Below are 20,768 nucleotides of genomic sequence, written 5' to 3'. Positions count from 1 at the left end.
ATTATTTGGATTAAACATATCAAAATCAGCCATTTTATTTACTTCATATAATGATTTACATTTTAGTCCTTGGGGCAGCGGGCAATCAAAATCGCTTCTATATGGCATCAATTTACAACTAGCAACGCTAAAGCTTAACATTAATAACAACAGCAGATTAATTACTATATTATTCATTAAAAATTACCCGGATATTGTTGTTCTGATTGCAAATCAATATCTGTCATTTCATCAGTCCCATTATCCTTAATAAAACGTTCTTGCAATTTAGTTTTTGCCTTAGTAAAACTTGTTACTTTATTACCGGTATAATTTTGATAATTACTATAATTTGCTGCCTTTTGCGAATAATCAGTAGTAGTTGGCGGTAGTACTCTATCTACTTTAGCAGCCTCTTTATTCTCTCTTAAATCAAAACCTTTTCTAAATACTACATCTATTACTCTACCTGAAGCTACAACAATTACCGGACTCATACTTTCTGCCCGTTTAATTGCAAAATCAGCAAGTTTTTCTAAAGCATTACCGGTACCGGCATAAACACCAGCTTTAAGAGAATCCTGAGCTTTTAAGGAATTTTGCTGACCGGTAATCGGTGACACCGGAAATATGCTATTTGTTGACTGGTTCTGAAAAAATTGTGCTATCCCGCCAAGTATGCCGTTAAGTACCGCCATCCTTGCGACATCTGATGATCTATCAACAACTATCCCTTTAATGCCGGGTCTACCATCTTCTCCTATTAACCAGCCTTCTACCGGTTTTTCAATTATCTTGCCGTTACGATTTAATAAAGATACCGTCTCTAACCGGCATTTAGCCCGCTCTGATGAAATATCCCCAGTGCAAGAACCAATTAAAATTGCTTCTTTGATTTGCTCCGTTTTATATCCTTTAGAAAAAATAGCTGTATCAACAAGCCTTATCATTATTGGCTCAGGTGAAGCTGCATGATTAGTGCCGGTTCCAACCACCACTCCGGTAAGCAGCACCCCTCTTGCAAAGCTGCCGGTAGTAATATAATCTTTAACGTCTTTTTTTATCCTTAAGTCAGCTCTTTTTACATAACCAAGTAATCTTTTTACTGGAGCAGTAGGAGCAGCAACAATGCTTTGCTCAAGGTTATTATCTAGTAAATCTTCTATTTTTTGATTATTATTAAAATCATTGCCATCATATAATATAGTTTCTTCATGAGGCTTCTCTAATGATTCTAACTTTTGACTAAAATCATCAATTTTAGTTTTAGTTTCTAAATATTTATTCTCTATTAGCTTTTCCAAATGATTCTGCATGTTTTTAACTTCATTTAATATTTCTGCAGTCCATTTTGCCCTTGGATCTATGGCCTTTTCTATTCCGGATATTTCCCTTGATTGTCTATCTTCTTGTAGAGCCCTAGAAGTTTTTACCTCACTTTCTGACAATCCATAAAATACCAAAACCATTATCACGCCTATGCAAGCTAAAGTTACTAATGGTCTGTTTTTAATTATCTCTATGAGTTCTGATAATCTTTTACTAAATGTAGATGGTAATTTATGATCCTCTACTGTACTTTGTAATTCTTCCTGCTTATTGAACTCTTGATCCATTGCTTTTAATCAATATCCTAATTATCTAACTGATTTTCATCCCACTAGAGACCCACTCTAAATAAAACCCTAAAATAATACCAATAGCTACAATTGCTCCGGCAAGTCTTAAATTACCCCTGACTACTGCCCAGATTGAGGACAAAATCGTTGCCCCTGATATCCCGATAGTTTTCAGTTTACCGGTAGAGAGCCCACCAATGCGATCTAACTGTCCTTCTAATGTTTCTCCTAAAGCTACTTCAGATAGTATTACATTTACACAAAAAATTAATAATACTGGCAATAAAGGATATATTATTCTTAAATATTGTTTATTATTTTCTTTTTCTATTACATTTTTGTTTTTTACATTCATGATGCTTCTCTTTTTTGTTATTAGTTAACTTTGTTACTTCTTTTTCTAAATCAAACTTAATAAGTCTAATTGGTGTTGGTTTAGTTTTAGTAAAATTCAGCATTAAATCTTGAATCGTACCATTTTCTCCAATTAGAGTTAGGTAAAGTTTACTGCTATTTTGCTGTGGTAAAATAAATAAACAGCCTGAATCATGTACTACTATTTCTGCAGCTTCCCTAGGGTGAATAAAGATATCATTAATCTTTTCTCCTTCGATATTAATCCTAGTTGGAGCGTCTTTTGCTATTTGCAGCTCTAACAAAGAATCAGCATGTAACATATAATGTGTCCCATAAGCATTACTACTAAAGCTTGCAAGCATTATGCCAACAAAAACTACTAAGATCTGCAATTCTGACTTCAAACTCTTCATTGCTTATTTACCTCTTCTTCTTTAATACCAGTAAGTAACAACAAATGATTAGCTCCTCGCTTGTAAGTTAATAAATAAGTTTTATCAGCTGCTATATGCTTATTTTCTCCAAACCAATAACGAAATGTGCCGTTAATTAATACTCCATCCGCAATGACTTTTACTTTTTTAGGAAAAAATACTGATGAAACATTAGATCCTTTAACAAAATCTAAATGTTCTTTAAAAAACTTATCTAATTGCTCTGTATTACTAGATACCACCTTCATATCCGCTATTTGCCTCTCTACTCCTTCTGGCGAAGTAGTAAATAATTCTTTCATTACAAACACTGCCCATTCTTTAAGATAGGTCTCATGATAGCTTTTGGATGATACTATCATCCGACGATCCGGCTCTATTGCCGGAATTAATAACCATTTTTCTTCCGTGCTAACTGTTTTAATCATCCCAAGAAGACTCGTAACTGCAAGCAGCAATGTGATAAACAATAATCTCTGATTATACTTAACTAGCTGCTGAATAGAGCTTTGCTTAAATAAATGATCCATTACTTACCTACCTTTTTCCCAAGCAAATTAGGATAAGAAGTAGGAGCATATAGCCATTTCTTAGCGACTAAATAACTCTTAAGTACAAAATATTCCGATAATTTCTTAAACTTCTTAAATGTATAGCAAAGTACAATACCAGCTATAATGCATATCATCCCAAGCTTAGCATGTCCGCTATTTAGTAACACTATCCCAGGTACTATACCAAGTAAGATAACTAACCACTCATCTAAGCTTAAGGCCATATATTTTAGTGGAGTAGAGAGTGACCAATATAATCTTTGATTAGCACAATTATTATTCATATTAATTAAGTGATATTTCCATTAATAGATAAGTTTTGCTAGTCATGACATTAACATCCTAATTTTTACATTGCCAGTGGAGTTTTAAGCCATAATAAAAAAAGCTGTAATTCATCTAAAACTGTGCCTATCTGGAGATGAATTCTATAGCTATATAAATGCATTTGTTGATAATTAGTAGTAAATTTGCTAATATTAATGAAATAAATTATTGGTGAGTTGTGTATGTTTAGAAGTGATGTAGAGTTAAAATTAGAATGTTTAAAACTTGCTATTCAGTCCTGCTGTAGTTATGACGCTGTGGATCTTGCAAAACAATATTATCGTTTCCTTATAGAAAATAGTGAAAATGTGCCGGTTCAATTCCTTTTTAATAATAAAGCTAATTTAAATTAACCATTAATTCTAATTACTTATTTTAGAGTTAGTACGTTTCCAGAATTGTAACTGCTCTAGGGCTTCATCAGACCAAATGACTTTCAACTTTTATTACCTTCTTTTTTCTTCTTTACCTTCAAAAGGTATTCTGTAATATCTTCAGCAGGTACGCCACTATCATAATTCATCCACCACCCATCTTCAGCATTTTCTATTTGTACAATATCTGCTTTAGTAGTTGATAAAATATAATCTTTAATATCATTTATTATATTAGCTTTAAAAAATTCCTGTATCTGTTCTTTAGTAATAGTATTATCTGCATTCTCTATAGCTTCATACCAAATAGAATGTTTATGTGTTAAATGACGTAAATAAGCAGCTGAATGTTCACCATAAAAAGAATATACTTTGTGAAGTAATTTTTTTGTTGCTAAGTCATAAATAGCAAAGTCTATTTCTCCGGGCAAAGGAATTACATTATCTCTAAAGCTGCCAAATATTGAGCGTAAAGCCGGTACTACCGGCCCATGTTTCCAAGCCTTGATCTCTTCTTCAAACAACACTTTATCAAATAAAGCAAGATGAATGCCTTGAGCAAAATATATTAATTTCTGCAGCTTTAACTGGGTTATACTATCCCCTGCTTCTCTATCAACTAATACTAAAAAATAATTAGCTACATCAAAACAGCTAAGTACTTTAGCTTTTTCTTTAGTATTCATAATTATAAAATTCTTCATTGTTGTAAAATCTTCAAAAACTCAATAATTCTTAAGAGTATAGAAGAAGCAAAAAAGGAATTTCCAAGCTTGTTGCAACGATTGCTTTACCACTTCCTCTTTTGGCCTCTCTGTTCTTATAGAACTCACTTAATACAGGAATTATTATAACATCAATATATCAATTAACATATATTTAAGATTTTATATTTATAATAGTATTTACGGCTCTTTGCATATATTCTCGAGCAGTATCATTGGCAAGTCTAGTATACACTGCTGTTGATCTTGGATCTCTATGATTTAGAAGCTGTCCTATTACATATTGATTTGCTCCGGTCATTGCCATCCAGCTTGGTATTGTTCTCCTTAAATCATGGATCCTTAAATTTTCTATTCCTGCCTTTTTACAAATCCTCTTCCACGCTTTCTTTGGTTCCTGCAGGTGACCACTACTGCTGGTCTCACTTGGAAATACCCACATGCTAGTAGATTGCTCTTTCCTGGCTTTTAATATTTCTACTGCCTGATCTAGTAAAGGTAAACGGTGAGGATCACCATTTTTAGTTTCTGGAAGATATAATTGTTTATCAGCAAAACTCACCTGTTCCCAACGCATAGTAAGTAAATTATCCTTACGAACTGATGTATACAAAGCTATTAAGAAAAAGTCTTGCATTACCTGGTTTTGCTCGTCTGCTATTGCTGTAAAAAATCGTGGTATTTCTTCCCTAGTTAAATACCTATCTCTAGATTGTTCCTTGTGCTTCTTTATGCCAATAACTGGATTTATTGTAAGCAATTCCCATTCTATTGCTTTACTAAATACAGGACTCAAAACTTCAAGAAATCTATTATTAACCCACCAATTAAATACCTGACTTAAGAGGCATATTTAACATCATCGGCTTGGAACAATTTTTGTATATGTTTAGGATTGTTCTGTAAGCAACGTAAATAAGATTTAAGATTGTATTTTAACTCATCTTTTGTAAGAGGTATATGTTTTCTATTTACATTTCTTTTTAAGTCATTATTTAAGTATTCATCTGGATTATGTTGTGGAGTATAAGGAGGCAAAAAAAACAAAGAAATTTTATCTTTATGCTTATTTGTCCAGCTGTATACTTTTTTACTATGATGTACTTTTAAATTGTCTAATATTAAAAAGATCTTCCTTCTTGCAGATTTCACTAATCTTCTTAGAAATTCTATAAATATATCTGTTTTTAGTGTATCTTCATATAACATGAACCTTAGTTTACCATTGTTCGTAACAGTTGATATCATATTTATAGTAAATCGTTTTGATTTATGAATAACTACGGGTGTTTTGCCTTTTAAAGAATAGCTCTGTAACACCTGACATTCTGATTTTATACCCACTTCATCACACCAGTGTATTTCAGCTTGTTCCATTTGTGCTTGTTTTACTATTGCGGGATATTCTTCATCTAGCCATACTTGAACTTGTTTTGGCTGTTGCTCATAAGCTAATTTCTTTGGTTTTTGTGCAGTATATCCCCATCTTCTTAAATATTCTCCAATCGTACTTAATGGCAAAAAGAAACCACAGCATTTTTTAATCAGGGCATTAATAGCTTTTCTTGACCATAGTGCAGATTTGATATTGTGATCTTCTGGTCTAGAGTGATTTATATAATCTTGTATTTTTTTACCCAGCATTTCATTTATTATTCTTTTCTCTCCTGTCTTTCTTCCTCTAGACTTGCCAGTTATTGCATATTTATCACCTCTTCTTCTTTTGTTAACCCAGTTACTAATAGTCTGACGTGTTACTCCTATAAGATTTGATACATCTGATTGTTTTTCTCCTTTATCAATTGCTCTTAATGCAACTTTTCTTAAAGCTGCTTGTGCACTCGTTGATAATGTCCTAAAATCTTCTTTTTTTAGCATTATTTCATTCTAACATTATATTTTAGTATTTGCAACTATTATGTCAGGTATTTAATTGGTGGGTTAATAGGTCAAAATATTTCTGATATTTATCGTTATTCTGCATCCTAACTTTCTTATATTATATTAATCTTTCTTGACATTGGACCAAAAATATTGTATAAACTTTCGCATCTTCAGAATGTAACAAAACAGTATATAGTCTCTAAATTTTTTAGAGAAAATAACTTTTCATAAAATCTCGAAGTGCTTAAGTTTTTTTTTTGTCCCTAGGGCTTTATAATGCTAAGTACCTCATCATCGCGACCGTTTAAAAGCAAATTTAGAGCCGCTTTTTGGTCTATTCATAATTACGAACTCGGAAAATTTATTCCGATGAGTGCCTTAATGTTTTGCATTTTATTCAATCAGAATATTTTACGCATATTAAAAGATAGTATCTTAATTTCTGAAATTAGTGCAGAGATAGCTGGTTTTGCTAAAGTTTATTGTGTTACACCTGCAGCTGCTTTATTTGTAATTATTTATGCTAAAATGATTAATCATCTCACTTTTGAGAAGATTTTTTATTATTTAACTGCATTTTTTATCGGTTTCTTTGTTTTATTTGCTTTTGTTATCTACCCTAATATTCATGTTTTTCATGTACATCCGGACCATCTAGCTGATTGGATGGAACGTTACCCGCATTTTAAATGGTATATATCATTAATAGGCAATTGGGGTTATATAGTATATTACAGCCTTGCCGAACTTTGGCCTAATATTTTTTACGTACTATTATTTTGGCAATTCGCCAATGAGCTTACCACTACTGAAGAAGCTAAGAGATTCTATACGCTTTTCTCGTTATTCGGTAATTCATCTTTAATATTAGTCGGCTTCTTAATGATGAATTTATCATCTGAAGAAACTATTGTGAAGCATTTTATAAATATTTCTGACAGCAAAATCACTTTAGTACAAATATCAACTATTTTGGTTACAATCGTTGCAGTTATATGTTGTCTACTAATTCGTTTTATTAGCAGAAATGTTTTTACTAATCCTTTATTTTACTCTAAGGCAAAAAGTGGGCGATCAACTTCCGAGCGTATGGGGATCATTAAGAGCTTTAAATATATTGCAAAATCTAAATATTTATGGCTACTTTTAATCTGCTCGGCAGCATTTGGTTTTGCTATTAATTTGGTTGAAGCCGTATGGAAAGCAAAAATTAAGGAGTTATATCCAACTGTTAATACTTATGCTGAATTCAATAGTCTGTACATACTTTGGACCGGCGTTGCCATTATGGTTATGACTATTATCGGCAATAATGTTATGCGTATGCATAACTGGTTTGTTGCGGCTGTAATCTCACCTGTAATAATAATGGTTACCGGAGTTCTGTTCTTTGTGCTTATTGTATTTGATCAAAAAATCCTCTCATTATTTGATGGGGCAATTTTAATGTCACCTCTTGCACTCGCCGTATCTATCGGCGGAATCCAGAATATTTTAGCCAAAGGAACAAAATATTCTATATGGGATACTTCAAGAGAAATGCTATATATCCCTCTTGATCAAGAGTTAAAAACAAAAGGTAAAGCTGCTGTTGACGTGATAAGTGCAAAAGTTGGTAAATCATCAAGTGGGCTTGTACAATCTATTATATTTACCATAATCCCAACTGCAACTTTTACCTCTATTTCACCTGTTCTAATGGTGGTGTTTACTTTCGTATGTCTTGCTTGGATTTATGCGGTGAGAAAGATATATTTTGAATATCAAAAAATCGCATAGACTCGTTTTATTTGAAAAATTGGCTATGTTGTCTTTTGCTGATAATCCTCACGTACTTTTTGTACGCTGCGGTTATCAGCTTCAAGACGCCTTGCTCTTTTCCAAATAAAACTTCGTCTACTGTTCTCAATTGTAATGGCTTCGGTACTTCTTGCTTTTGATCCTCACGTATTAACGTATACGCTGCGGTCAAAAGCTCCGAGGTATCTCGCCCTTTTTCAAATTAAACTTTGTATGTCGATGAACTTCAAAAATTGGTGTCGTCTTCTTTGTCATCCCGCGAGCTTGTAGCAGGATCCAGTTAAAAATGCTATGCATTTTACTGGATTGCTTCGTCAATTACTTCGTAATTTCCTTAGCTCAGACGGAAAAAATCGATCCCTGCAACAAGACAGTTTTGGTTTTCTATAATTGTTTATCTAAATTGCAGTTAAAAGCTTACAAAATCAGATTGACTTATTTAAAGTTTTGTATTGTCATCCCGTGGCTTGTCCACGGGATCCAGTACTTAAAAAGCCTAAATACAGCAAATTTTAAAATTAAAAGCTCGATTTTTCTCGCTTTTTTCTGGATCCCGTGGACAAGCCACGGGATGACAACAAATGGCATAGATGCTTATTATACTCTAATTCGTAGTTTATTCAAATCGCCATGCAATAAGATTATACTTATAATTGATAAACAATTGCTAAAATCCTATTTAGGTTTATTTCGTTCTATTATTCTCGGTACTTTATCATATCTCAAGTTAATTAAAATTTTCATCTATGATGAAAATGATTTCGCTCTAGATATAAAAGCCTTAAAAAGTAATGAAAATTACTTCTGGTCTTATAAAATCAATTATTTTAAAAAGCTGATTAATGGGGAGTAATTAGTTTTGCCAGCATGGATCGAAAAACGCCCTCGGTGTCATGCCGTGGCTTGGGAACTAGATCCAGAAAATAATAAAAAATACTAATTTTATTAGTATTTTTAACTGGATCCTGTGAATAAATCACGGGGGATGACAGGGGGAGAATGATCCACGCGGGCAATGCCTTCCTGCGGAAGCGGGAATCCAGAAAAATAAATATAAAAGCAGCAAGTTTTTAAAATTAAAAGCTTAGGTATCTCGCTTTATGCTGGATTCCAGCTTCGGCATTGTTGCGTGGATTGAGAGTCGTCATTGCGAGGAAATTACGAAGTAATTGACGAAGCAATCCAGTAAAAAATGCTAACTCTATAACATTTTTTATTATTTTTTTCTGGATTGCCACGCTCCTTGCAGTCGCTCGCAATGACGATTTGGTATCCACGCAACAATGCCTCCCGCTTCCGCGGGAATGACATAAAAACTATCTGGTCTTATTGGTCAAGCAACTAGATGACTACCCTAGTGTGCTTTTTGATCCACGCAGGCAATGCAAAAAGTAAGGTGATGTTTATTTATAACTTATAAATCCCAGAGAATTCAGGGAGTTTACTGTTTCAAATAATGGTAATCCCATAACATTTGAATAAGAGCCGGAAATAAATGAAATGAAAGCTTCGGCGTAACCAGAGATTTTACATCCTCCAGCTTTATCAATCCCCTCATCTAGCGAGCAATAAAAATTTAGCTCTTCTTCGCTTAATCTTTTAAATTTAAGGACTGTTTGGACTATTTTCTGCCTAGTAACCAACTGATCTTTATCTTTTTTGATGATGCACAAACCGGTATAAACACGATGACGACGTCCGGATAATATATTCATACAATATCTTACTTCTTCAGGGCTACTTGCTTTTGGCAATATTCTTCTTCCAAGTGCCGTTACAGTATCTGCTGCTATGATAATAGCAGAATCTTCTATTTGAGAGGCAACTTTTGTAGCTTTTTCGTAAGCAAGCCTTGTCGCTAAATGATTTGGTGATTCACGTAGATTAGGCGTTTCGTCTATATCTGCTGGAATAATTTGTGCAGGTATAATTTTAATTCTTTTAAGAAGCTCAACCCTTGCAGGTGACTGTGATGCTAGTATTATAGGTAGGTTTTTTGATCGATATTGCATGCTTAAGATTGGTGACGAAGAATTACACGTCCCTTAGTTAAATCGTAAGGAGTCATTTCTACTGTAACTTTATCACCCAATAATATTCTAATACGATTTTTACGCATTCTACCAGCGGTGTGAGCAATAATTACATGACCATTTTCCAACTTCACTCTAAAAGTAGCGTTAGGTGCAAGCTCAATTACTGTACCCGTAAACTGAATGAGATCGTCTTTTGACATTAATTTATATTTATAAATGGTCGGGGCGGAGAGATTCGAACTCCCGACCCTCTGGTCCCAAACCAGATGCGCTACCAGGCTGCGCTACGCCCCGAGAGTTAATTTCTTATATTATATACTCCATTATTCGCAACAAATCAATTTGTTTATTTAAAAATATGTAAATATTAGCTTATTTAACAATAAAAACAGTAATTACTACCTTATCCACTCGACATCTTACTAAGTATAGATTAACTCATGTTAATAAAATTTTAACTATGGTTAAAATTAATTATATTTAAGCGAAAAAATTAAATTTTATTTAGGTTTTATGAAGTTATTACAAAAAATCTACAAAATTTAATTTTCTTTAATAAAAGAAAAACAATTATAAGTTGTTAATTGATTCTATAACTTCCTTTTAAATTCTAGCTTTATTTATGTATTTGTTACATATAATTAATAATTTTCAATTAAAAGTAGTGTGTTTTTTATAGAACAAATTTATGCACTAGGAAAATTTTATTGTTTTAACAATTATTAATTATTTCTGCTATTCCTTTTTTATTATTAATATTAATTAAAATACAGAGTAAAAATATTAATTTTATTATTAACCATTTCTAAGGTTAAACATAACAAAAACATTAACATTTTTATATTATCTTTTGCACGAAGTATTTACCAATCTTCACGCAATACAGAACAATATTTGCTGAGAAAATACAGATCTCAAATTTTAATTTAAAGATTAAGCAAACTTTAGGAGACGTTATGTCAAGTCAAAAAAATAACATAAAGGATTTCGTAAAAAAGGCACTAGTCAGTACCTCTATGGCTGCAACAATGCTCACAGCAGAAAGTGCTTTCGGTACATCAACGTTAATAAATCGTGATGTGACAGGAAGTACTGCAGATTTAAACAGCGGGGCGGGACTTGATGCAGGAGCACCACTTCTCCCTGGTCAAATGCTTACAGTTACAATACAGTCCAACATCAATGTTAACACGCCCACGGTTAACGGAACATATCTAAGTGCTTCAGGTACTGTTATGACCTTTACAAATCCAAATACAACAATTGATGCTATTCAAAGCTCAAATGGTAACCCAAACGCATTAAGTATGGTTATAACGCCAGGAGTACACGTTACCCTGACAGGTGTAGGGTATCCCGCTGATCCAGATGCAAAAGATGCTTCTGGGAACTCAAATCCTTTTGCTGGTACTGCAACTAATCAAAGTGATATCGCAAGTATAGATTTCCAAAACGGTAATGGAATAATTGAGATGAATGCCAAAACTTCTGGCTTAATGGATTTTGCTACCGGCACTACACCTACTATTATTGCTAATGCTGCGGATGCTACTACAATAATCGGGGCTGGTACTACTATACAGGTAAAAGACAAAACTTGGACTAGTATGGGGACAATTGATATTGCTCCAGCTTTAACAGCAACAATAGGAACAGGATATAAATATATTAACGGCTTAACTGGTGATGTTAACGTATATCCAGTCGGGCAAACTTTTATATTTCGAGGTCAAACTTCTTCAGTTGATTTTAGTAATGAAAGCAGTCAAAGCTATGCATTTGTATCCGGTAAACCTATAGCACCTATCACTGATAACAGTGGAACAATAACAGACAGCTATGGGGCAGCAGCCTTTCACGTTTCTACCTCAGAAACAACTATTGCTGTAAATATCGGACTTAGCAATAAGCAAAGACTAAATACTTTTATTACTGATGGTAAGAATATAACAACTATTACCGGTACTATTTTTGCTCAAACTATTGGAATTAATCAAAACCCTTCAGACATGCCTGCCGGTACTACACAGCTTAAATGGCAAACACCGATTGATACCGGAGCAGGAGGGGTAATAAAATTTGGTAGTTCTAGTATTTCAGAGTTCCAAGCAGCTATAACCTCTAATATGGATTTTAATGGAACGGGTGCAACAGCAATAATAGATTCCGAAGTTAATATAACGGGTAATATAATTAATTCCGTAGCAGGAGGAACTCAGAACTTGAATTTCGCTGGAGATAATACAGTTACCGGTAGCGTAGGGGGAAATGTTACAGGAAGTAATCCTATTTATGCGTTAAATATTCAAGGTGATAATAATACACTAGTTGATCTTCAGGGAGATGTGACTGTTGAAAATTTTAATTTTACTAGTGATGGTATGGCTGATGTAGGCGGAACATTAACTGCTATATCAGGAGTAAATTTTAATAACCAAAAAGGAACACTTATATTTGATGGGACAGGAGGATCTTATGTTTTTTCAAGCCCTGTTATTAGCCAATCAGCTGGTGGAATAACAGTAGCTACTAATCTTACAGTAACTGACCCTAGTATTGCTGACATTGGAGTTACTCAAATAGGATCAACAACGCTTCCTGGAGCACTGACTTACGCAATTAATCAACCAAATCTTACTCTTTTGGCAAATGGTAGTAAACTTACTTTTGCTCAAGCTAATTCTAGTCTAACTTTTGATGCTCCTACTCAACAAACTGTAGCCTTTGGTGATAGTATAGATGGTTTTACTGATGGTACTAGTAACATGGTCTTAAATGGTACTCAACCTTTAACTATTCAAGGAACTACCAATGATAAAACTATAGGGGCTACTAAAAAATTTAATAATTTAAATGTTATAGGAAATGTTACAGCTTCAGGTGGAGCAAGTCTAATTAATATTGGTGGCTTTACATCTCTTACTATCGCCGGGAATAGTAATCTTACAGATCAGGGTGTTACCTCGTCAAATATTGCTTCTATAATTATTGGTGACAGTAGTGGTGCTTCAGGCTATATACTTACTCCAACAGAAAATTTTAACCTTGCTTCAGACGGTCTGAAATTTGGTAATACCAATTCTCTATTAACTATTCAAAGTAATGGTGATGTAACAGCCAATTTAAATGGGGATTTAGATCCAGGCATCTCAGGCGGTGGTGCAATTTCATTAAATTCAACTGGTGGCACTTTAACAATAACAAACGCAAATAATTTAGGTATAGCAGGCTCTGGCAATCTTTTAAACACTATGGAATTTAAAGGGACAGGTAATATTACTGTAAATCCAACTATTAATACTGCAAATCCTATTACTACACTTTTAGATGGTCAATTAATACTCGGAAATGTCAATACTAGTATTAATTTTGCTGCTGCAACTAATCTCACAGTAAATAATGTTATTGGAACAACTGATTTTAAAGGTCAAACAGGTATAGTAAATATTAATAATAATGGAATAGTTGGCATTGTCACAAGTAGTATAGCTGGGACTCCTGCAGGTACTGTTAATTTTGTAGGAGCAGGAACAAGTACTGCCATTACTAATGTTACGGCAGTTAATTTTCAGGGTGCAGGTCTAGTTACCTTAACTTCGCCTTCCGATGCTGGTAATTTTACTGTTACAGCCTCAGGAGTACAAATTAATACAGCTGATGCCCCTGCTAATCTTACTACTCCTACTACCGGTATCGTTGCTGCTGGAGATGGAGCAGTGTTTGCTACTATTAACGGAAATGCTTCTGTTAATACCGGTTCAATAACTGGTAGTATAAGCAAGGATGCTACTATTACCGCTACTGGACAAATTACTGGTAATACTGGCGGTAATGCAAGCGTAGGTGTAAATGGACAAATTATCGGTAATATAGGAGGTACTGCTACATATACGGGTGCAGGAACTATTAATACTACAACTATTGGCGGTCAAACCGATTTTGCAGGAAATGAGGGTAAATTAAATGTTAATGATGGAGGTAATTTAGGAATTATTACAAGTAGTATAGTTGGGACTCCGGCAGGTACTGTTAATTTTGCAGGAGCAGGAACAACCACAGCAATTACAAATGTTACAGCAGTTAATTTTAATGGTGCTGGCACAGTTAATATAACTTCTCCATCTGGTCCAAGCACTTTTACAGTCAATAATGCAGATGCACAAGTTAATACAGCTGCATCGCCTGCTGCTCTTACCGGTACAGTTGCTGCTGGAGATGGAGCAGTGTTTGCTACTATTACCGGACCTGCTTCTGTTAATGCTGGTTCAATAACTGGTAGTATAAACGGGGATGCAACTATTACCGCTACTGGACAAATTACTGGTAACGTTGATGGTAATGCAACTGTAAACGCTGGTCAGCTTACAGGTGATGTAACTGGTAATACAACTGTAACTACAGGTCAAATGACTGGTAATACTGGCGGTAATGCAAGCGTAGGTGTAAATGGACAAATTACCGGTAATATAGGAGGTACTGCTACATATACAGGTGCAGGAACTATTACTGCTACAACTATTGGCGGTCAGACTGACTTAGCAGGATTTGCTGGTGTATTAAATGTTAATGCAAATGGAACAGTAGGAAATGTTATAAGCAGTAATGGTGTAGTTGGAGAAGCTATGTTAGGGGATAGTGTAACAACTGGTGACATTATTAACGTTGCTACTGTTAATTTTGCAGGAGCTGGAACAATTAATTCTATTCAGAACGCAGGAGCAGTTAATTTTAATGGACCTGGTCTAGTTACTTTGACTAATGCTTCTAGTGCCGGAACTTTTACTATCGCTCAAGGTGGAACAGTCGTTAATGATGGTAACGGAGTTACCGGTGATGTAGTTGCAGGTGACGGTGAATTTAATTCTAATATTGATGGAAATGCTTCTGTTAATGATGGAACAATAACGGGTGGTGTAAGCCAAAATGCAACTATTACAGGTGATGGACAAATTAATGGTAGTGTTGGTGGTAATGCAGCTGTAAATGCTGGTGTCATTGCTAAAGTAAAGGGGACCACTAAATTGCACGAAAAAGGGACCAGAGAATTTGGTGTAACCTAATAAGGTTATAATGTGCAATATTCACTAGATAATTAATTAAAATAAATATCTAGTGATACAATGATAAGAATAAATATGTACACAACAATTATCACCCTTTATAAGCAAGGCAACAGTCAAAGAAATATTGCCAAACTAACAAGGATAGACCGTAAAACAGTAAGAAAAATAATAAATCGTTACGTAGAGTCTGGTACAGAATATCCTGCACCCTATGAACGATCTTCAGCACTGGATTCTTGGCACGAACAAATAATTGAGTTATTAGAAAAGAATCTAAGTTACATAAGAATTTTTGAAGAGTTAAAAATTCAAGGTTATACAAAAAGTTATGGTTCGCTAACCCGTTATATCAAAAAATATAAGATTCAGAATAACAGTTGCATTCGTTTTCATACTTTAGCAGGAGAGGAAGCACAAGTAGATTTTGGTGACATAGGCTTACAGTATAATGCCCAAGGGCGTAGAGTTAAAGCATATGTGTTTAATATGCGTTTAAGCTATAGTCGCCTTGATTATTATGAAGTAGTGTTTGATCAAAGTTGTAAAACATGGATACAATGTCATATCAATGCATTTAATTATTTTGCTGGTAGTCCAAAAGTAATAAAACTTGATAATCTTAAAGCTGGGGTGGTAGATAGCAATTTCTATGAGCCTGTATATCAGAAGGAATACAAACGTTTAGCTGATCATTATGGGATTTTACTTTCTCCTTGTCGTATATATCAACCTCAAGAAAAAGGCAAAGTAGAATCAGGCATAAAGTATGTCAAAAATAATTTTTTTGCTGGACGTAAATTTCATAGATATGAAGAATTAATACACGATCTTGCAAACTGGTTAAATAAAGCAAATAACCGAATACATGGTACTACTAAAAAAATTCCTCAGGAACTATTTGAGCAAGAAGAAAGTAATAATTTAATGCCCTTACCATTAGAAACGTTTGATTTGTCATCGTGGCATAATCGAAAAGTAGCAAAAGATTGTCATATCACCATAGATAATAATTATTATTCCGTACCAGCAAAATATATATACAGTGAAGTATTGGTACAATTATCACCAAACCTTGTTCAAATATTTTCTATACAAAATGATTTAATAGCAAGGCACGTTAGAGTAGATGGCAAAGGAATATTTACCACTAATCCGTCTCATTATGCCAAATATAAACGTCTATGCCCAGGTTTTATAGAATATAGCGAACATTATCAACAACAAATGCAGCAGATAGGCAATAATTGCAGTTTATTATTAGAGTTATTACAACAAACACGAGTAAATGATTGGCAACGTTGTGCCAGAGGTATTATTTCTTTACGTAAGGTTTACAATGATGAGTTAATAGATAAAGCCTGTCATAGAGCATTACATTACGGTATAAGTTCTTACTCTAAAATTAAGAATATCTTAAATAGTAATGCAGTAAACTTACCATTGCCAGAGTTTGGAGGTCAGAATGCAGAACTTGCTTAATGACCTACGTAGTTTTAGATTATCAGGTATAGTCAATAGCTTAAATGAAAGGATTATTTATGCTCAAAATAATAAACTAGGATTTAAAGAATTTCTCTCACTATTATGTGAAGATGAAAAATCTCACCGTAAGTATAATAATTACCGTCGTCGTAAAAATGCTGCTAAATTACCGGTAACTAAAAATTTAGAAGACTTTGATTTTCAGTTCCAACCAAGTATTGATACCAAAGTAATAAGTGATTTATCTACTTGTGATTATATTAATACTAAGGGCAATGTCATATTCATAGGTAATTCTGGAACTGGCAAAACTCATCTTGCTATTGGATTAGCATTAAAAGCTTTAACACGAGAATACTCTGTATATTTTACTACGGTATCGGATATGCTTTATAATTTACATATTGCAAGAGCAGATAATAGCTATCACAAAAAAGTTAAATTACTCTTATCATTTGACTTATTAATTCTTGATGAGTTAGGTTTTAAGCAATTACCAAAACATTCAGTAGATGATTTTTTTAATATTATTGCTAAACGATATGAAAATAAATCTACCATTATCACCACAAACAAGGATTTTGAAAGATGGAATGAAATATTTGCTGATGAGTTATTAACTCATGCAATTATTGATCGAGTAGTACATCATGCACATATACTAAACATCACAGGTAAAAGTTATCGTATTAATAACTATAAATCTGGAGGTAATATGACATAAAAAATTTTAAATAAAGTGGTCCCTTTTTTACGTAATTTAGTGGTCCCTTTTTATTTGACAATGACAATAATACCGGACAGTTATAAAAAAAATGTTATATTTTATTCAGGTGTAGGTGACCTTATATATCATTCTTAGCAACGGCGGGAATCTAGAAAATAAACATAAAAGCAGCAAGTTTTTAAAATTAAAAGCTTAGGTATCTCGCTTTATGCTGAGGATTCCCGCTTCTGCGGGAAGAATTTGTTGCGTGGATCGGTTTTTCCGTCTGAGCTAAGGAAATTACGAAGTAATTGTACGTACGCAATCCAGCTAAAAAATGCTAATTTATAGCATTTTTTATTGTTTTTCTTGGATTGCCGCACTCGCTTCGCTCATTCGCAATGACGATTTGGTATCCATGCAATAAAGCCTCCACGGGAATAACATTAGAGTCATGCAACAACGCCGGCTTGTCCGTGGGATCTTGTGTCACAGACTGTATCCTAAGATCCCGCAATCGAGTTGCGGGATGACATAGAATAAAAACTGTCCGGTACTATTAAAAAATTTCACCTACACAATATAATAGATAATAATAAATCTAGATATGAAGAAGCTGATTTTGAAAATGATATTTTTAATAAAGAAAATTTAAGTAACGAAAATATCAACGATTTGGGTAACACGCTAATTTCTAAAAGTAAAAATGAAAGTTTAGAGCCAAAGGTAATAAATCATGCTAATTCTTCAGGTGTTATGAAGAAACAGAAGAATTTTACCCATTGATCGAGGAAGATGTCAAATGGCTAAAATCAAGGTCAGGTTGTGATTTTAACTTAAGATTTATGAATAAATTATTATTAAAACTTACTTATAACAAGCCTAATAATCGTTTAGCACAAAAGAAAAATTGTTAAATTATATGGCTAAAGCTTTAATAAATGAAAAACGTGACACTGTTACGGCTAATAGTGAAGATTTTAGCTTTGAATATGACCATAAAACAGAAAAAATAGAAATATATTTTAACAACGATAAATTAATTGTAAAACAAGAGCAAGAAGTAAGTGTTGAAAGTTACATTGAAACGGCACTAATTGGATTTGACGATATATGGCATAAAGTTAGGGAGTATTTAATATATTTTTGTGATAAAATGGTTGATATAGCTTGGTTTAGTAGGCTAGAATTAGTGACAAAGGACTAGATAAATAATAAAATTTTTCTTAAACCAAAAATGGCGTTTATAGGTAGTAGAATTACCGCCGACTATTTTTTCACTTAAGGAAAGTTTAACTATAGCTATAAATTGATTAAAGTTTGAAGTTTAATATAAATACAATTATTAGTTGCATCGCTAGTTTTTAATAAAAATTCTTTTTGTTAATTATTATTTTGAATTAGTTAATTAACGTAGCACCAAATTAATATTATTTTGTTAGTCATATTAAGGTATATAAGCTAGTTTATTTTTGCCACACAAAGTTTAAAAAATATTTATTATTGCAATTTCTCACTTTTAATTTTAAGTAGAAACTGAAAATTCTTTAATAAATTTAAATGTAACTTTTATGGAAGATTTAAGCCGTTGGAAAGAAAAGTTTGAAAGCTGTGTTTATGCTAAAAAACTACTTGATAAACTCGAATATTTAAATACCAGAGTGAATAACCCTATAGATATCCTCGAAGTCAAAAAGGGTATTTATTATGCCCGAAAGTATCATGGCTTACAAATGCGTAAGTCAGGTGATCCTTATTATTCTCACCCAATCGAAGTGGCAATTATGCTTGCAGAGTTTACAGCAATGGAAGTACCTAAGCTTTACAATGCTGTAATGATACAAGCAGCACTACTTCATGATACTATTGAAGATACAGAACTTACGAAAGAAATGATTGCTGAAATCTTTGGGGAAGAAGTTGCACGACACGTTGAGGGCTTAACCAGAGTTAAACTTGATGGTAAAATTACAGCCGCAGAAAGCTTAAACTTATTAGTTAAACAAAAAAGATACGATACAGCATTAATAAAACTTTTTGATCGTATCCATAATCTACAAACTCTTGGAGCAAAATCACCTGAAAAAATTAAAAAAATTATAACAGAAAGTTTAAATGTATTTATAACAATTAGTATGCACTTAGAAATACCTACACTAGTACAGAAATTAATCCAACTATGCTATACACATTTATCAATACAAAACCAACAAAAAGAATTATTTATAGAGGATAATTCCCAGCTTCTTTTTCTACCTTTTCAAAATGAGATAAACCAATTGCAAAACCAGTTGCTACTAAAGCAAAAACAATAAATAGTCCCCAATAATTTAAAAACCTAGTTAAATAAACAAGACCAAAGGACACTACTACATACATTATAGCTCTTGATAAAGCATATGTAAGAGTAGCTGAAGTAAAGCGTTTAAAAACTGGAAAATGTTTATAAAAAATTGGAGCCGCAGGCATACTATCTGAGACAAATAAAATAACTATGCTCTGTAGGATAAACAATTCGGTAGGGCTTGTCATATGACTTAAAAAATAAGGAATAGCTACTGTAAAGATTATGAATGCCCAAAATTTTACTTTTAAGATTTTTAATGGGTAAACCCAATAGCTTAAAAATGTTAATATTATAAAGCCACATAAATTTACTAATGAAATAAAGAAATTATGATTAATAACCTGTGCTGGGGTATAATTAAAAACACGCTCTAATACTTCACCACAATAAACATATATAAAGTAAAACATTACTGGCCAACAACATTCTATTAAAAAATATGCTAGAAAATTTTTGTTTAAAAGTTTAGCACTTATTATAGGATTATTTTTTATAATAGATAAATCTTGATTTGCAATTTCTAAGGTTTTTTTTAATTGACGTTTAGCGTCTGCAAATTCTGGAGTTTCTCGAAGACTCTTTCTAGCTGTTGTACCTACAAGTGCTATTGCCGCTCCTATCCAAAAAACGGCACGCCAACTAAAACCTTGAGAAGTTACTAATGATGCAACCCCAAGTGCCGTAGTTCCTCCTAATGTTGCAAATACTGATACTACTGCAACAGCTACGTATCTAATTGGCGGAGAAGATGAAATATATGATATCTCTTACTAATTCCTAAAAATAATCAAATCTAACTTTAGCTGTATAGTGGATGTTATTTGGGCAGGCTTTGTTGCGTGGATCAAAAAACGCCTTGGGTCATGCCGTGGCTTGGGAACTAGATCCAGAAAATAATAAAAAATACTAATTTTATTAGTATTTTTAACTGGGTCCCGCTACAAGCTCGCGGGATGACAACTAGAAAATTGATCTACGCAGGCAAGCCTTACGGGCTTTGTTGTATGGCTCAATTTTCCCGTCATTGCGAGGAAAAACTGTAAGTTTTGACTAAGCAATCCAGTTTAAAAATGCTATAAAT

17 protein-coding genes, 1 tRNA gene and 1 pseudogene are annotated in these 20,768 nt (G+C 33.3%); 7 read left to right on the top strand and 12 right to left on the bottom strand.

Annotated elements, in window-relative coordinates; genetic code table 11:
* Nucleotides 1-176: 176 nt before the first annotated feature.
* Genes AAGD54_RS06665 through AAGD54_RS06645 form a run of 5 tightly spaced genes read right to left on the bottom strand, consistent with a single transcriptional unit; the run spans nucleotide 177 to nucleotide 3,227 of the window.
* Entirely contained in the window at nucleotides 177-1,595 is a 1,419-nt protein-coding gene (locus tag AAGD54_RS06665; protein ID WP_341794438.1) for a TraB/VirB10 family protein, read from the bottom strand.
* A gap of 25 nt (nucleotides 1,596-1,620) precedes the next feature.
* Nucleotides 1,621-1,953 (bottom strand): hypothetical protein, encoded by a 333-nt coding sequence (locus AAGD54_RS06660; RefSeq protein WP_341794437.1) that lies wholly within the window; start codon nucleotides 1,951-1,953, stop codon nucleotides 1,621-1,623.
* Nucleotides 1,913-2,368 carry a hypothetical protein gene (locus tag AAGD54_RS06655; RefSeq protein WP_341794436.1) on the bottom strand — a complete coding sequence of 152 codons (456 nt, stop codon included), beginning with the start codon at nucleotides 2,366-2,368 and terminating at the stop codon, nucleotides 1,913-1,915. Before AAGD54_RS06655 ends, AAGD54_RS06660 begins: the two co-directional genes overlap by 41 nt.
* A complete protein-coding gene (locus AAGD54_RS06650; RefSeq protein ID WP_341794435.1) occupies nucleotides 2,365-2,919 on the bottom strand; it encodes a TraE/TraK family type IV conjugative transfer system protein in 555 nt (184 codons plus the stop codon). Before AAGD54_RS06650 ends, AAGD54_RS06655 begins: the two co-directional genes overlap by 4 nt.
* Nucleotides 2,919-3,227 (bottom strand): hypothetical protein, encoded by a 309-nt coding sequence (locus tag AAGD54_RS06645; protein WP_341794434.1) that lies wholly within the window; start codon nucleotides 3,225-3,227, stop codon nucleotides 2,919-2,921. The genes AAGD54_RS06650 and AAGD54_RS06645 overlap by 1 nt, the downstream gene beginning before the upstream one ends.
* Before the next feature lie 225 nt (nucleotides 3,228-3,452).
* Between AAGD54_RS06645 and AAGD54_RS06640 the strand changes: the two genes are divergently transcribed.
* Nucleotides 3,453-3,623: a hypothetical protein gene (locus AAGD54_RS06640; protein ID WP_253308684.1), complete on the top strand. Its 171-nt coding sequence runs from the start codon at nucleotides 3,453-3,455 to the stop codon at nucleotides 3,621-3,623.
* Between the two features lie 83 nt (nucleotides 3,624-3,706).
* Here the strand turns inward: AAGD54_RS06640 and AAGD54_RS06635 are convergent, their stop codons facing one another.
* From AAGD54_RS06635 to AAGD54_RS06625, 3 genes and pseudogenes are all read right to left on the bottom strand, one after another.
* Complete coding sequence (locus AAGD54_RS06635) at nucleotides 3,707-4,330, bottom strand: Panacea domain-containing protein (RefSeq protein WP_341794433.1); 624 nt, start codon at nucleotides 4,328-4,330, stop codon at nucleotides 3,707-3,709.
* Between the two features lie 193 nt (nucleotides 4,331-4,523).
* Nucleotides 4,524-5,183: pseudogene (locus AAGD54_RS06630) on the bottom strand (site-specific integrase); the annotation flags it as partial.
* A gap of 26 nt (nucleotides 5,184-5,209) precedes the next feature.
* Nucleotides 5,210-6,247 carry an IS630 family transposase gene (locus AAGD54_RS06625; RefSeq protein ID WP_341794233.1) on the bottom strand — a complete coding sequence of 346 codons (1,038 nt, stop codon included), beginning with the start codon at nucleotides 6,245-6,247 and terminating at the stop codon, nucleotides 5,210-5,212.
* 282 nt (nucleotides 6,248-6,529) lie between these two features.
* Between AAGD54_RS06625 and tlc5 the strand changes: the two genes are divergently transcribed.
* Nucleotides 6,530-8,032 (top strand): GTP/GDP exchange transporter Tlc5, encoded by a 1,503-nt coding sequence (tlc5, locus tag AAGD54_RS06620; protein WP_341794432.1) that lies wholly within the window; start codon nucleotides 6,530-6,532, stop codon nucleotides 8,030-8,032.
* 1,424 nt (nucleotides 8,033-9,456) lie between these two features.
* Here tlc5 and AAGD54_RS06615 read toward each other — a convergent pair.
* From AAGD54_RS06615 to AAGD54_RS06605, 3 genes are all read right to left on the bottom strand, one after another.
* Entirely contained in the window at nucleotides 9,457-10,065 is a 609-nt protein-coding gene (locus AAGD54_RS06615) for a nucleoside triphosphate pyrophosphatase (protein WP_341788719.1), read from the bottom strand.
* 2 nt (nucleotides 10,066-10,067) lie between these two features.
* Nucleotides 10,068-10,289 (bottom strand): translation initiation factor IF-1, encoded by a 222-nt coding sequence (gene infA / locus AAGD54_RS06610; protein ID WP_011476840.1) that lies wholly within the window; start codon nucleotides 10,287-10,289, stop codon nucleotides 10,068-10,070.
* A 17-nt stretch (nucleotides 10,290-10,306) separates the two neighbouring features.
* Nucleotides 10,307-10,383 (bottom strand) — tRNA-Pro (locus AAGD54_RS06605).
* 662 nt (nucleotides 10,384-11,045) lie between these two features.
* On the opposite strand from AAGD54_RS06605, the gene AAGD54_RS06600 reads away from it, so the two are divergent.
* The 5 genes from AAGD54_RS06600 to AAGD54_RS06580 all read left to right on the top strand — a co-directional run bounded on the left by AAGD54_RS06600 (nucleotide 11,046) and on the right by AAGD54_RS06580 (nucleotide 19,655).
* Nucleotides 11,046-15,149: a hypothetical protein gene (locus tag AAGD54_RS06600; RefSeq protein ID WP_341794431.1), complete on the top strand. Its 4,104-nt coding sequence runs from the start codon at nucleotides 11,046-11,048 to the stop codon at nucleotides 15,147-15,149.
* Between the two features lie 75 nt (nucleotides 15,150-15,224).
* Nucleotides 15,225-16,631 carry an IS21 family transposase gene (gene istA / locus AAGD54_RS06595; protein ID WP_341794291.1) on the top strand — a complete coding sequence of 469 codons (1,407 nt, stop codon included), beginning with the start codon at nucleotides 15,225-15,227 and terminating at the stop codon, nucleotides 16,629-16,631.
* Nucleotides 16,615-17,358 (top strand): IS21-like element helper ATPase IstB, encoded by a 744-nt coding sequence (istB, locus tag AAGD54_RS06590; protein ID WP_341794375.1) that lies wholly within the window; start codon nucleotides 16,615-16,617, stop codon nucleotides 17,356-17,358. The genes istA and istB overlap by 17 nt, the downstream gene beginning before the upstream one ends.
* 904 nt (nucleotides 17,359-18,262) lie before the next feature.
* Nucleotides 18,263-18,547: a hypothetical protein gene (locus tag AAGD54_RS06585; RefSeq protein WP_341788279.1), complete on the top strand. Its 285-nt coding sequence runs from the start codon at nucleotides 18,263-18,265 to the stop codon at nucleotides 18,545-18,547.
* 364 nt (nucleotides 18,548-18,911) lie between these two features.
* The gene (locus AAGD54_RS06580) at nucleotides 18,912-19,655 is read left to right on the top strand and encodes an HD domain-containing protein (RefSeq protein WP_341788278.1); all 744 of its coding nucleotides are present in this window, start codon (nucleotides 18,912-18,914) and stop codon (nucleotides 19,653-19,655) included.
* On the opposite strand, the gene AAGD54_RS06575 is transcribed toward AAGD54_RS06580, so the two are convergent.
* The gene (locus tag AAGD54_RS06575; RefSeq protein WP_341788277.1) at nucleotides 19,564-20,097 is read right to left on the bottom strand and encodes a hypothetical protein; all 534 of its coding nucleotides are present in this window, start codon (nucleotides 20,095-20,097) and stop codon (nucleotides 19,564-19,566) included. The two genes, AAGD54_RS06580 and AAGD54_RS06575, sit on opposite strands and share 92 nt — an antisense overlap.
* Between the last annotated feature and the right edge of the window lie 671 nt (nucleotides 20,098-20,768).

Source organism: Rickettsia endosymbiont of Rhinocyllus conicus (assembly GCF_964026465.1).
Classification (GTDB): domain Bacteria; phylum Pseudomonadota; class Alphaproteobacteria; order Rickettsiales; family Rickettsiaceae; genus Rickettsia.
This window is presented reverse-complemented; position numbering and strand designations above follow the sequence as displayed.